Origin of the sequence: Sphaerospermopsis kisseleviana CS-549, assembly GCF_028329225.1 — a bacterium.
GTDB classification, from domain to species: Bacteria; Cyanobacteriota; Cyanobacteriia; order Cyanobacteriales; family Nostocaceae; genus Sphaerospermopsis; species Sphaerospermopsis kisseleviana.
This window is the reverse complement of the sequence record NZ_JAQMTI010000240.1, coordinates 22,411-35,266: the sequence shown is the minus strand read 5'-3', so window position 1 is coordinate 35,266 and position 12,856 is coordinate 22,411. Positions and strand designations below refer to the sequence as shown.

Annotated in this window: 14 protein-coding genes; 8 read left to right on the top strand and 6 right to left on the bottom strand. The window is 37.3% G+C overall.

All coding sequences use genetic code 11. The annotated features are described in order from the left end of the window. The first annotated feature begins 163 nt into the window (after positions 1-163). Positions 164-1,243: a D-alanine--D-alanine ligase family protein gene (locus tag PN497_RS18480; protein ID WP_096571204.1), complete on the top strand. Its 1,080-nt coding sequence runs from the start codon at positions 164-166 to the stop codon at positions 1,241-1,243. Positions 1,244-1,414: 171 nt separating this feature from the next. After that, positions 1,415-1,774: a hypothetical protein gene (locus tag PN497_RS18475; RefSeq protein ID WP_096571206.1), complete on the top strand. Its 360-nt coding sequence runs from the start codon at positions 1,415-1,417 to the stop codon at positions 1,772-1,774. Positions 1,775-2,327: 553 nt separating this feature from the next. Here PN497_RS18475 and PN497_RS18470 read toward each other — a convergent pair. From PN497_RS18470 to PN497_RS18455, 4 genes are all read right to left on the bottom strand, one after another. Beyond that, positions 2,328-3,263 (bottom strand): alpha/beta fold hydrolase, encoded by a 936-nt coding sequence (locus tag PN497_RS18470; protein ID WP_096571208.1) that lies wholly within the window; start codon positions 3,261-3,263, stop codon positions 2,328-2,330. A gap of 154 nt (positions 3,264-3,417) precedes the next feature. Then, complete coding sequence (locus tag PN497_RS18465; protein WP_096571210.1) at positions 3,418-3,921, bottom strand: DUF4112 domain-containing protein; 504 nt, start codon at positions 3,919-3,921, stop codon at positions 3,418-3,420. 110 nt (positions 3,922-4,031) lie between these two features. Then, complete coding sequence (locus PN497_RS18460; protein WP_409349336.1) at positions 4,032-4,922, bottom strand: YihY/virulence factor BrkB family protein; 891 nt, start codon at positions 4,920-4,922, stop codon at positions 4,032-4,034. Position 4,923: 1 nt separating this feature from the next. Beyond that, positions 4,924-5,160, bottom strand: a complete 237-nt coding sequence (locus PN497_RS18455; protein WP_190347669.1) for a hypothetical protein — start codon at positions 5,158-5,160, stop codon at positions 4,924-4,926. 252 nt (positions 5,161-5,412) lie between these two features. Between PN497_RS18455 and PN497_RS18450 the strand changes: the two genes are divergently transcribed. Then, positions 5,413-5,913 (top strand): hypothetical protein, encoded by a 501-nt coding sequence (locus PN497_RS18450; RefSeq protein WP_096571212.1) that lies wholly within the window; start codon positions 5,413-5,415, stop codon positions 5,911-5,913. 53 nt (positions 5,914-5,966) lie between these two features. Then, on the top strand, positions 5,967-6,551 hold the full coding sequence (locus PN497_RS18445; protein WP_096571214.1) for a Uma2 family endonuclease: 585 nt from the start codon (positions 5,967-5,969) through the stop codon (positions 6,549-6,551). A gap of 102 nt (positions 6,552-6,653) precedes the next feature. Here the strand turns inward: PN497_RS18445 and thrC are convergent, their stop codons facing one another. Further along, positions 6,654-7,745, bottom strand: coding sequence for a threonine synthase (gene thrC, locus PN497_RS18440; protein WP_096571216.1), 1,092 nt, complete (start codon positions 7,743-7,745; stop codon positions 6,654-6,656). 323 nt (positions 7,746-8,068) lie between these two features. Here thrC and PN497_RS18435 point away from each other — a divergent pair, with 323 nt between their 5' ends. From PN497_RS18435 to PN497_RS18425, 3 genes are all read left to right on the top strand, one after another. Continuing rightward, entirely contained in the window at positions 8,069-8,257 is a 189-nt protein-coding gene (locus tag PN497_RS18435) for a hypothetical protein (protein WP_096571218.1), read from the top strand. Positions 8,258-8,911: 654 nt separating this feature from the next. After that, positions 8,912-9,229 (top strand): DUF2605 domain-containing protein, encoded by a 318-nt coding sequence (locus PN497_RS18430; RefSeq protein WP_096571220.1) that lies wholly within the window; start codon positions 8,912-8,914, stop codon positions 9,227-9,229. 227 nt (positions 9,230-9,456) lie between these two features. Further along, entirely contained in the window at positions 9,457-9,783 is a 327-nt protein-coding gene (locus tag PN497_RS18425) for a DUF2973 domain-containing protein (RefSeq protein ID WP_187039610.1), read from the top strand. 469 nt (positions 9,784-10,252) lie between these two features. Here the strand turns inward: PN497_RS18425 and PN497_RS18420 are convergent, their stop codons facing one another. Further along, a complete protein-coding gene (locus PN497_RS18420; protein ID WP_096572801.1) occupies positions 10,253-12,481 on the bottom strand; it encodes an amylo-alpha-1,6-glucosidase in 2,229 nt (742 codons plus the stop codon). Here PN497_RS18420 and PN497_RS18415 point away from each other — a divergent pair. Further along, positions 12,480-12,641 (top strand): alpha/beta hydrolase, encoded by a 162-nt coding sequence (locus PN497_RS18415; RefSeq protein ID WP_272110754.1) that lies wholly within the window; start codon positions 12,480-12,482, stop codon positions 12,639-12,641. The two genes, PN497_RS18420 and PN497_RS18415, sit on opposite strands and share 2 nt — an antisense overlap. Positions 12,642-12,856 lie beyond the last annotated feature (215 nt).

Genomic DNA, 12,856 nt, shown 5'->3' with positions numbered 1-12,856 from the left:
GGGGACTGGGGACTGGGGACTGGGGACTGGGGACTGGGGACTGGGGACTGTGAAAACAAGAAACAGGAAATATTTATCTTTCTCCTGACTCCTTGATCTCCTAACTCCTAATAACATTCCTTGTGGTACGCTATCACCTTTAGATAGTGTCGAGGTAAGGAAGATGTCTAAACTGCGGGTGGGGTTGCTGTTTGGTGGACGTTCTGGAGAACATGAAGTATCAATAATTTCTGCAAGGGCGATCGCAAATGCTTTGAGTGCAGAAGCAAATAGTCAGAAATATGAAATTGTGCCTTTTTACATCCAAAAAAATGGTGTTTGGCAAGGGGGAGAAACTGCACAACAAGTTTTAAAATCTAGTGAAGCCACAGAAAATCCCGCTATAACCCCTAATTTATGGCAATTTCCCGCAGAAACAGCAGAAATTGATTTGTGGTTTCCCATACTCCACGGACCCAATGGCGAAGATGGAACAATTCAAGGTTTACTAACATTAATGCAAGTTCCCTTTGTTGGTTCTGGGGTGTTAGGTTCAGCCGCCGGGATGGATAAAATTGCTATGAAAACCGCTTTTGCCCAAGCAGGTTTATCCCAGGTAAAATACAAAGCAATAACGAGAGCGCAAATTTGGTCAAACCCTTGTATATTTCCTAAATTGTGTGATGAAATAGAAGCAACATTAGGCTATCCTTGTTTTGTCAAACCTGCTAATCTGGGTTCATCCGTAGGAATAGCCAAAGTGCGATCGCGTCAAGAATTAGAAGCAGCTTTAGATAACGCTGCAACTTATGATAGACGCATCATAGTCGAAGCCGGAGTAGTTGCCAGAGAAGTAGAATGTGCGGTTTTAGGCAACGACAACCCCAAAGCCTCCGTTATTGGTGAAATTACCTTTGATAGCGATTTTTACGATTATGAAACCAAGTATACTGAGGGTAAAGCAGACTTATTAATTCCTGCACCTTTACCAGAAACAGTAGTTCAACAAATTCAAGAAATGGCATTACAAGCCTTTGCAGCAGTTGATGGTGCAGGTTTAGCGCGAGTAGACTTTTTCTATGTAGAAGCTACTGGAGAAATTTTGATTAACGAAATTAACACCTTACCAGGGTTTACATCTACAAGTATGTATCCGCAACTTTGGGCAAATACTGGTATTTCTTTTACAGAATTAGTAGATCAATTAATTCAACTTGCCATTGAAAGACATACCAATTCTAAATTAGAAGATTCAGTAAAGTAATTTGCAGATAATGGGGAAAAAGTAGCATAATATCCAATTTTTTTGGAAATTTTTGGTAAAAAACCGCTATTTTGCCAAAAAACTACTTTCAACCCCCTTTATCCTACTGTTAAATAACACTTGTATCTTATAGTATAATAAACTACTAGAGGATGCAAGTGGAAATGAATCATGAACAGTCACAATGCAAAACCAGAACTAACCACAACTGTAAACAGCACTTCAGAAGAATTAAAAAATACATCTCTAATTAAGAAACGGTGCCTAAAGTATCCTTGGTTATGGTTTGTGGGGTTGTTAGTTATTCCCCTGGGAGTGGGAATATTTGGCTATTTCCAGCTAATTTATATTGGCTACGTTCCCAAAATAGAACCAGAAAAAACCATAGAAGTAGTCAGTAAAAAAGAAAACGTACTATCTTCTAATATCAGTAATCCTACACCTTTATGGTTAATGTTGGCGATCGCCCTCAGTTGTGCATCTGGTTGTTGGGTTATTTATCGCATACTCAAACTTCCACAACGTATTTAAGAAAGGGTGTCGAGGAATAGGTGACAGGTGACAGGTGACAGTGAAGAAGCAGGGGAGAAGATTTTCCCCAATGACTAATGGTGAAAAACAAATAACAAAAAGTGCCAACTTGGCAACCAATCTGTAAGCAACCCGGTTAAATTATTAAAAGATAAACGACTTCAATAATGTTGTTATCTGGGGTTACTACATAAAATAGCTTCTGCTTAAAAAGGCTGTTTCACAAGTTTGAATTATGAACAAAAAAAGCAATCTACTAATATTTTGTTGGGCTATTAGTTCAGCAAAAAATAATAAAAAATCAAAGAAATCAAAAAGAAATCAGGTTTAACATTTGCTGCAACAGGAATACTCACATCATCTAGACACTATCGTTGAAATACATAGCCCCCTAAATAACGGATAGCGTCTATCAACACATATTCCTGAACGCCCCAGCAGCAAATGTAGAGTGGGAGAAAAAAGGCGCTTGGTATGCCTTCTCCCACTCTTCTTTTATCAATTGATAATTGATAATTGATGATTGACAATTGATAATGGCTTAAATTATAGTTTAACAGAAATTCGTATCTTGCAAAAATTTCATAATTTCTCTATTCACTACATCATTAGCACCTGTGGATGCGTCATGATAACAATTTTCTATAATTTTTAACTGTGAATGAGGAATATAATGATGTAATTTTTCACCGTGACTCACAGGAAACCAACTATCTTGATCACCCCATAAAATTAAAGTTGGACATTCAATAGCAGTGAGACTATTTTGAATTTCAGTTAACATATTTGGTTTTTTAGCTTGTAAATTCTGAATTTCTCTAGCTGCTATTTGTAATTCTTCTGCAACTTTCACTAAAGTTCCGGGAATTTCAATAAAAGGATAAGTTATCCAATAAACATCTTCCTCTGTGAGAATAGCAGGATTAAATAACACTTTTCGTCTTTCCATACCCATGACTTCCCTAACTAGAGGTGCAAACACAAAAGCAAGACGTAAAAAATCAATTGTGTGGATAATTTCTAATGGTGTTTGTGCTAATAAACCCATTGCCCAATGAGGTAAGGTTTCGGTAAAAATGGGCGCATTCATAACCACTAAACTCCCAATTAATTGAGGATTTTTAGCCGCTAATGCTAAAGAAACTAACGCACCTAAAGACTCAGCGACAATGACGGGAGGTTCATCACATAAAGATTGAATAATCCGTTCTAATTCAATTATTTGATGACCACTCTTTTCTCTACGGTAAATAGCTTTTTCCGAAAAACCATAACCTTTAGCATCAAAACAAATTACCCGAAAATATTTAGATAATGGTTCAATACTATATCTCCAATTATAACTCCAACTGCCCAAACCATGTAATAAAATTAATGGTTTACCTGTACCTTTTTCGCCATAAGCAATTTTTACGGGATAGCCATACGCATCAGTAATAATTATATTTTGTTGACCTTGAGGAAAATGAAATTGCCACCAGTTTTTCATATTATTAGTTAGGGAATAGGGAATAGGATATTTTGAGTTAAGCTGTTACACAACTAAATTGTATAATCCTAATATTCTGAACTCTTGTTTAACAGGCAAGATGCCTGTTCCACTTATACAAATTAAACGCATAACAGCTTAGTTAATGATTAATTTACCCACCATTTAAAGCTTTCCATAGCATTCCTATAAAAATAACAGGTAATGCAACTAAAACAATACCAAGTACAACCAACACTGCAAAAAGAGCAATAATAAAACCTTGATCAGCCTTCTTTTTTTCACCAGGAGATTTTAAGTAATCTTCCAATAAAATCAGGTTGTAATTATTTGCTCTCCAAGCAAAATCAAATAAATCTCCCAACATCGGAATAGCACCGACTAAAGCATCAATGATAATATTTATAATCATTCTGCCTAAAGTTGCTTTTGATATACCTAACTTTGCCGATTCAATGATAATATAAAGAGAAAATATCAATCCCAAAACATCACCACCAACAGGTATTAATCCCAAAATTGGATCTAAACCAATACCTACTGGAGTTCCCGGAATGGTAATAGCATTATCTAACAGTTTACTAATTTGTTGTAAACGTTTTAATGTTGGTGCATAACCATCAGATTCAATGTAAATTTTATTGTGAGAGTTAGACATTTTATATAATTGGTAATTGGTAATTGGTAATTGGTAATTGGTAATTGGTAATTGGTAATTGGTAATTGGTAATTGGTAATTGGTAATTGGTAATTGGGTTATTTACCTTCCTAGTTTCCTGTTTTCACTGTCATAGAGTCACCAACAATTACATTTAATTGGTTGCAAACAAGGAGAACAAAGGCACTCATCCATAACCATAACATTAATACTATAAAAGTTCCCACTGTACCATAAACTTTATTATAATTTCCAAAGTTGGTAACATAAAGGCGAAATAATGCCGAAACCAGCGCCCAAAAGATAGCTGCTAAAACTGCTCCTGGCATTAATGGTGTACCTGGTTTCCACACACTTGGTCCATAACGATAGACTAAGCTAAATGTAGCAGCAACAATCATTAAAGCTAAAGGCCAAAGTAACAATTTCCAAAGAGGTAATAAGAATCCCAAATAAGGATTACCACGCACCAGCATACCCAAAAGTAAATCACTAATAAATACCAGAAAAGAAGCCAGCATTAAAAGTAAGATAGTACCAATTGTTAATCCTAAAGAAATGAGTTTAGCTTTCCAAAAAGGGCGCGTATCTTGTGGGGAAACTTGCTCAATTTGATCAAAAGCAGTCATAGCGGTACTAACTGCACCAGAAGCTGTCCAAAGAGCGATCGCAAAACTCAAAGAAAATAACTCAGAATTTTTAGATTCAGCAATTTCTTTAGTAGCAAATTCACTAATCAAATTCCACGCTTCTTGGGGTACAACTTGACTCAGTTGTGTTGTGAGTTGAATAAAAGTTTTTCGCAAAGATTCTGCAAATAAGCCAATTGCTGTTAACAAGGTAAGAATCGCCGGAAACAACGATAACATAGCATTAAAAGCGATTTCTGAAGCCAGTCCTAAAAGTCTCCTTTCCATAGTCCTGGCAAAAGTTTTTTTCAGTGTACGCCAATTGAGGTGACGAAAGAACTTGATCCAGCGATGCTTGAGTATATTCAGCATATTAGCGTGGTGTTTCTAGAATTTCCATTGATGGTTTTCTCAGCGATTCTACTGTAAGTTGGAGTTTGGCATTTCTTTGAGTTTCTGTTCCTATTTGGGTGCTGATCCGAGCATCACTGACTTGCCATTTTAATTGTAGGTATTCTGTAATAGCTTGCGATCGCTTCTGAATTATATCTTGTGCTTCGGTAACTTCCTGGTTAACTAGAATACTCCCCATCAATGGAGAAATTAACATTGCCCCAATAATTGATGAGAGTCCAGTTTTACTGTCAATATATAGCAGGGAACAGGGAACAGGGAACAGGGAACAGATTTTATGTCAAAATTTATACATAAAAGCTACTATGATATAATGTCCGCCCAATCACTTACGATATAGCTGTTTCATGAGAAATTACCAATTACCAATTACCAATTACCAATTACCAATTACCAATTACCAATTACCAGCCTCAACAGATATGATAATTGTGCAACCGGACATGATATGACTCAAGATTTAACACAAAAATGGTTATCCGAAATTCAAAGCCTCAAACAGCAGATGGCTCAACTGCAACAAAAATGTGATGAAGCTTGGGAAAGTTCACAAAAATGGCGACAAGTGTATAACACTGAATCAGAACAACGTCGCACCGATGCCAAGATGTATCAACAAGAAATTGCATCTTTAAAAGCTGAACTTTGGAAACTTCAAGGTATTAACACTGATACAATTACAGAAACGACCACAACGGCTATTGAGTCAGAACTAACTGAAGACACATCTATAGAGGAATTAAAAGCTAAATTGATCGCTGTGACTCAAGAACGCGATCGCCTCATTCAAGCATTAAAAACAGAACAGAAAAACCACGAGCAAACCCGTAAAAACCTCACCACAGCTTTAGGTGATGCTATTGATAGTTTGACACAGTTGAGAGCAGCCACAAAGGCAACAGGGGAGACAGAGGAAGCAGGGGAGGTGGGAGATAACGTAAGTACCTAGTTATCAACTTGGGTTAATATGTACTAAGCGAATGGAATTATGGAATTATATTTATGGTTCAAACTCCTCAAGCACCAATCAATTATTTTTCCTTTGAAGATTACTATGCCTATGATGATGGCACTGGAAATCGCTATGAATTAGTAGATGGAGAATTAGTTTTAATGCCACCAGAATCAATTTTTAATTCTGATATATCAATGCGATTATTGTTGGAATTGTTCAAAATAGTCCCTCTTCATTTATTAAAATATAAAGAAATTATGATTGAAGTAAGTGGACGTAGAGCTAAGGTAAGAATCCCTGATTTACTAATCTTGGGTGAAGAATGTCGCGCCGCTTTAGAAGCGACAAAAGGAGGAACTATTACCCATGAAATGCCACCACCATTAATAGCTATAGAAGTGGTATCACCTGGTACTGAAAATGAAGTGCGAGACTATCGCTTCAAGCGTTCTGAGTATGCAGCTAGGGGAATTTCTGAATATTGGATTGTTGATCCTGTACAAAACAAAATTACGGTTTTGTCTTTAGTAGAAGGTTTGTATGAAGAATTTATTTATACAGGTGATGAATTAATTAAAAGTGAAGTATTGCCAGAAATTAAGATTAAGGTCAGTGATATTCTCGTTTCATAGATAGCTATTAAAATCAGGGGAAGCAGGAGAAGCAGGGGGGTAATTATTTGTATTTTTCCAATCACCAGTCACCAGTCACCAGTCCCCAGTCCCCAGCATTCTTTAAAAACCCATAGCCTCAGCTACCGCTTGCAAATCTGCGGGAATACCTTGTTTAAACTGAGCATGACTGTGTTTAATGGCTGTATCTGGATCTTTCAAACCATTACCAGTTAAAATGCAAACTATCGTCGCACCAGCAGGAACTTGATCTTTCACTTTTAATAACCCAGCTACGGAAGCAGCACTGGCAGGTTCACAGAAAATACCTTCAGAAGACGCTAACAACCGATAAGCGTCCAAAATTTCCTCATCTGTAACAGAGTTAAAACTACCCATACTGGAAGTTTGGGCAGCGATCGCCTTATCCCAACTCGCAGGATTACCAATTCTAATCGCCGTCGCTATAGTTTCAGGATGTAGCACTGGTTGACCATTTACCAACGGTGCAGCCCCAGCAGCTTGAAAACCCATCATTTTTGGCAAGCGATCGCATTTTCCCGCTTGATGGTATTGACAAAAACCCATCCAATATGCTGTGATATTTCCCGCATTTCCCACCGGAATACACAACCAGTCAGGAGCATTACCCAACGCATCCACCACTTCAAAAGCCCCTGTTTTCTGACCTTCCAAGCGGTAAGGATTGACAGAATTTACCAAAGTAATCGGATAATGATCCGCCATTTCCCGGACAATTTCTAAAGCCCGGTCAAAATTACCTTTAATAGCTAAAACTTCCGCCCCATATAACAAAGCTTGAGCCAACTTACCCAAAGCCACATAACCATCAGGAATCAATACAAAGGGGCGCATTCCTCCGCGTTTAGCATAGGCAGCAGCAGCAGCGGAAGTATTGCCTGTACTAGCACAAATCACCGCCTTAGCACCAGCTTCCTTAGCCTTGGTAATAGCCATAGTCATACCCCGGTCTTTAAAACTGCCAGTGGGGTTCAGACCATCATATTTAACAAATACTTGCACCTGCTTACCAATACGTTCAGCGATCGCTGGTACAGGAATCAAAGGAGTATTACCCTCCAACAAAGTCACCACAGGGGTACTTTCGCTCACAGGCAAGTATTCACGGTAGGCTTCTATTAGCCCCGGCCAAGGTTGGCGATGAGATTTAGCAACAGACAAGCTCAAAGTCACAGGATTCTAAACTTCTTAACTAGGGATTAGGAGATGAGAAAAATAGATTTTTTTTGATAGTGTCAATCACTTTACCATGCAAATGGCGATATCTAGCAACAGATCAGGCAGGGAGCAGGGGAGGAAAGATTTTTCCTAGTCACCAATCACCAGTCACCAATCACCACCGAGGAACACAGTCACTATTATCGCAGTCACTTATGATTTAGCAGGAAACCTATTAGAGTATGTAATTAAAAGTATACTTGATTTTAAGAAAGGTTAAGATAGCTTTATTATAATATCTCTAATGGTGTGAGTTTAGTTTCGGAAAGAACATAACTATGTCAACTTTATCATCCAGTGTTGCCAGCTGCGAATCTCATAGTGAATTGGTAAAGAAGCTCACCAAGGCTTACTACCAAGACGAACAACAAGAAAAATTTATTGACCTGCAAGCAGAAGTAGATTCCCTGCTGCAACAGTTACAGAACCTCAAAAGCCAAAGACTAGAAACTTCTAGCCACGAATAATAAATTAACCAGCGAGGTCATCATTCCAGGCGCTGATTAATTTTCGACCAGCGCCTAAAGCTATATATATCAGCAGTTTCCACCAGCAAAGCTAGAGATTGGTCACTGTGGAGTTGAGCGATCGCTGTCAGATTTTGTGGTGATTTATCAGTAAAATTCAGTATAGATAACCTGACAATTAGCAGAAAAAATCATGGTTCGGACGGAAAAAATCATGGTTCGGGGAAGTTTCTGCGCTTATTCATTTACTAAATTTTCATTTCCATCTGGAGTCCTAGAAGCAATAGCTGAACCAGAAATAGTCAAAACCACATCATAGTTACCATCATTGGTAAGATCAATCATCTGTACAGGTCAGTCACTCATTTTGATCTGGGAGTAATGCAATTTTGTGGGATGACCCCACAAAACTGCATTGCCCCCTAACAATTGTTTGTAATTATTATCTCTAAATGTTCACAATAGATATTCCTTTAGACAGATCAAAAAATAGTCGCAAGGAACTGTACAAACCTCTTGCCAAAATTATACAATTGTGTATTGTATAACAAATTACAAATTTTGGTTGTTTTGGCAGGTAAGTTATGAGGCGATTGTTAAGTTTCGTAAATAGCGTTAATATTAAGAAGACATTAGGAAATATGCTTCTTATATATGGGTGACTCAAATTCACCAAGTGCTGAGTTGCTAAAGTCAGTCTTGGAGCCGCTGTTAGAGGATTTTGAATATTGGTTTGCGCGATCACGTCAATTATTAGAAAATGAGAAAATCTCATTTATGAGTGAACAGGAACAATCTGATTTACTCAACCGAGTTACGCAAGCACAAGCAGAATTAAATACTTCTAAAATGCTATTTGCTGTAACTGGTAAAAAAGTGGGACTGGATATGGCTACATTAATGCCTTGGCATCAATTATTAGGCGAATGCTGGAAAGTTGGTATGCGTTACCGTCAATCACAGCATGAGTGATCTTTATGGTCATAAATCTCAACATTAGGACAAAAACCTTAACATTATTTTCATAAAAAAATAATGTATACCATGTTACGTTAATCTGAATAAGATTACAAAATATCACAACACAAATAAATAACTTAACTTTTGTTTTCCCTGTAAATTGCAGGTCAAGAAAAGTTGAGGACTACGATATAAAACTTTAGATTTTGTAAAATTTGTTGCCCCTGGAGGATAATTTTATGTTACACCTGCTCTACGTTTTAGCTTTTACCGTTTTAGCGTTTATTGCTGTCAGTAATTTAATTCGTAACCTAGTCATGTTCAGTTTTGATCGGGAGCGACCTTATCCAAATACATCCTCTGCGGGGAATAAAGGTAGCTTTGGTTATTATGGAGCAAAAAGACAATCTGTACCTCATCCAGAATTATTAGATAATTCCGGTAATTTAATTAAAGAACCGCTTTTGGTAATGCGTTCTATTAATGTGGATGATGCGCGTCAACAGTTGGATGCTTTATATGAATCTTCTCCTGGTCAAAAAATTGAACGTTCAGAAGATGCTTAATTACAGCAGGAGTCAGGAGTCAGGGGTCAGGAGTAAAACTGGCTTGGTGTATAGGTTTCAATTTAGATTCTGTACCTCACTTATCTGCAATCTGCTGTAATTCAATAATTATTTTTATAATTTGGGAATCTGTAGGGGTTTAGCAATGTGCTTTACCCCTACTTTTGTTATAATATTAATATTAATTATTGACAAATAAGCTGTTACACAGCTAAATTGAATAATCCTAATATTCTGAACTCTTATTTAACAGGCAAGATGCCTGTTCCACTTATACAAATTAAATGCACAACGCTTTAATTATGAAGTCTTTGATAGATTATTATAACTTATTTTTTTGTCAGAATCAGGATGTCCAAGATTAAAGGATTAACAGGATGTTTATCAAAAAAATCTGCGTTTATCTGTGTTCATCTGATTATACCCAGATCCCCGACTTCTTCAAGAAGTCCGGGATCTATGAACTAATCTAAGCTTCAATTACAACTCTTAAATTCCCCCTTTTATTCGCAACTCTACAGGAAGTTGTACTCCCCACCCGCTCAAATTCTAAGTCAAGAATCGTCGCACCAACACGCAAATTATGCAACGATAAACGATTAATTGATTCCGGCAAAGCAGGGTCAATAATTCGTAAACAATTATTCTGTGCGTCTGGTACTAAATTCACTATCATTTGCAATAATTGAAATATACTACCTGTAGCCCAAGCTTGGGGACTACAAGCAACAGGATATTGCACAGGTGCATTATCTCCATTCATTTCATAACCACAAAATAATTCTGGTGGACGTTGATAAGATTGCTGAGAAGTCATATTAAACAAACCTTGAAATAATTCCAAAGCTTGATCAATTAAACCCAAAGAACGCAGTCCCATCGCAATTAAAGAATTATCATGTGGCCACACTGAACCAATGTGATAACCCATTGGATTATAAGCAGGTGACAAATTACTTAAAGTTCTAATTCCCCAACCATTAAACATATCTGGCGCTCGCAATCTTTCTGCTACACTGTAGGCTTTTTCTGGGGTAAAAATTCCCAAAGATAAACAATGTCCAGGATTAGAACTAATACTATCTACTTGATTTCCTTCCCCATCTAAAGCTAAAGCACAAAAATCTTGATCTTCTATCCAAAAATCTTTGTTAAATCTAACTCTGAGATTTTTAGCTTCTTCTAACCAAGTTTCAGCTAAATCTAGCCGCTTTTTCATCTTCGCTATTTCTGCTAATTTGATTTTTGCAGCATAGACATAAGCTTGCACTTCACATAAAGAAATAGCCCCTTTAGCTAACTCACCTTTTCTATTCACAATACAATCACCAGAGTCTTTCCAACCTTGGTTAACTAAACCACCTTTTGATTTACGATTGTAGCTAAGATAGCCTGTTTCTTGAATATTTCTATCAATCCAATCCATGGCGGATAAAGCATTTCTCCACAATGTTTCTAGGGTTTCTTGATCATGAGTCCAAGCATAGTAATCAGCATACAACATCAACCATAAAGGCGTTGCATCTACTGTTCCGTAATAAGGTGTATGGGGAATTTCTTGACACCTTGCTAGTTCTCCAAACCGTAACTCATGTAAAATTTTCCCTGGTTCTTCTTCTCGCCAAATATCTTCTTTTTTACCTTGATATTCTGCCAAGATCATTAAAGTTTCTTTAGCAATTTGGGGATTTAACATCAAAGTTTGGGAAGCGGTAATAATAGAATCCCGTCCAAACAAAGTGGAAAACCAAGGAACACCTGCGGAAACAGTTTTATATTTGCCAAAAGATTGGCGCAATAAATACAAATCTTGTTCTGCTCTTTCAATCACTCTATTAAAAAGACTTTTATCTGAGTGAATGCGGGTAATTTGTTGTACCCAGTTTTGCTCCTCCATTAATTCAGAAGCTTTTGCTTGTGCCAAAGTTGTGGCAGCATTGACATTAGAAATCGGTTGATTATTGGTTAAAGTCTGCAAGCGATAACCGAGTTTTTTGGTTTCGTGAGAAGCTAATTCTAAACGCCAAATTGCGGTATAACCTTGAAAATAATCTGGTAGTTGATGTTGGAATTGTATCCGGGATTCCATCACTGCACCATCTAAACCTTGATAGGCAAGGCTGAGGTTTTCTGAACAGTTTTTTAGTTCTGATAATCGTAATAATTTACCCCGGTTTCCTCGATAAAAACCACGAACTTCAAATAAATCTGCAAAGTCAGCATCAAAGCTAAGACTAATTTCAAAAGTAATGCTAGAAGTGCTGTAGTTAGAAATTTCTATTTCTTCAAATAATGCACCATTAAGGACAATTTCCCGATGAATACCAATAGTATCAGCATTTAAGTGATCATCAATTTTGGGGTTAGTGCATAAAACAGAGAGAGCAAAACCTTTATCAGCAGTGCTGCTTAATAAAACAGGCGATCGCCCATTAATTTGTAACTCTAAACGACTCAAAAATCGGGTATCAGCGCAAAATAAACCCACACTGGGATTCCCATCTTCTAGGGAACAACCGGAAATGTTCCCCATTGTATCTGTCACCAAAAATAAATCATCATCTTTAACCGTTAAAGTGGGTTGTGGTCTTTCACTGACAACGCAAGGCCATTCTGGAATGGGTACTTGTTCAGCAGGAATAAAAATTTTGCCATCGAGGACGATTTTCTCTGGGGTCATCAACATATCCGGTGTCATGAGCCAAATTTCCCTATACTGGACGCGGGACTGGGGAAGAGGCAGGGAAGCACAGGGCAAGGGAGTAGGGGGCAGGGGAAGATTAATAACCCAATCACCAGTCACTAATCACCAGTCACCAATCACCAATCACCAGTCACCAGTCACCAGTCACCAATAAATCTATACCTTTTACATCTGAAGTCAAGGCTGAAAACTGAGGATTTTCTAGGGTTTTATTCTTTGATCAGCAATGAGAGATACTAGAACTAGAAAATACTCATAAATATGTTTAGTTAATGTTTATTTAAAAAAATTTTGAGTTTTGTCAATGGTCAACAGTCATCAAACTTACCAAGGTAGTTTTTGGGTTAATATCTGGACAGGTGCTTTCTA

Excerpts from the sequence above, each read along its gene's own strand:
- PN497_RS18430 (WP_096571220.1), top strand. The coding sequence starts at position 8,912 with ATGGGTGACTCAAATTCACCAAGTGCTGAGTTGCTAAAGTCAGTCTTG.
- PN497_RS18475 (WP_096571206.1), top strand. The coding sequence starts at position 1,415 with ATGAACAGTCACAATGCAAAACCAGAACTAACCACAACTGTAAACAGC.
- PN497_RS18445 (WP_096571214.1), top strand. The coding sequence starts at position 5,967 with ATGGTTCAAACTCCTCAAGCACCAATCAATTATTTTTCCTTTGAAGAT.
- PN497_RS18450 (WP_096571212.1), top strand. The coding sequence starts at position 5,413 with ATGACTCAAGATTTAACACAAAAATGGTTATCCGAAATTCAAAGCCTC.
- PN497_RS18480 (WP_096571204.1), top strand. The coding sequence starts at position 164 with ATGTCTAAACTGCGGGTGGGGTTGCTGTTTGGTGGACGTTCTGGAGAA.
- PN497_RS18465 (WP_096571210.1), bottom strand. The coding sequence starts at position 3,921 with ATGTCTAACTCTCACAATAAAATTTACATTGAATCTGATGGTTATGCA.
- PN497_RS18425 (WP_187039610.1), top strand. The coding sequence starts at position 9,457 with ATGTTACACCTGCTCTACGTTTTAGCTTTTACCGTTTTAGCGTTTATT.
- PN497_RS18470 (WP_096571208.1), bottom strand. The coding sequence starts at position 3,263 with ATGAAAAACTGGTGGCAATTTCATTTTCCTCAAGGTCAACAAAATATA.
- PN497_RS18420 (WP_096572801.1), bottom strand. The coding sequence starts at position 12,481 with ATGACACCGGATATGTTGATGACCCCAGAGAAAATCGTCCTCGATGGC.
- PN497_RS18455 (WP_190347669.1), bottom strand. The coding sequence starts at position 5,160 with ATGTTAATTTCTCCATTGATGGGGAGTATTCTAGTTAACCAGGAAGTT.
- PN497_RS18435 (WP_096571218.1), top strand. The coding sequence starts at position 8,069 with ATGTCAACTTTATCATCCAGTGTTGCCAGCTGCGAATCTCATAGTGAA.
- PN497_RS18415 (WP_272110754.1), top strand. The coding sequence starts at position 12,480 with ATGAGCCAAATTTCCCTATACTGGACGCGGGACTGGGGAAGAGGCAGG.
- PN497_RS18460 (WP_409349336.1), bottom strand. The coding sequence starts at position 4,922 with ATGCTGAATATACTCAAGCATCGCTGGATCAAGTTCTTTCGTCACCTC.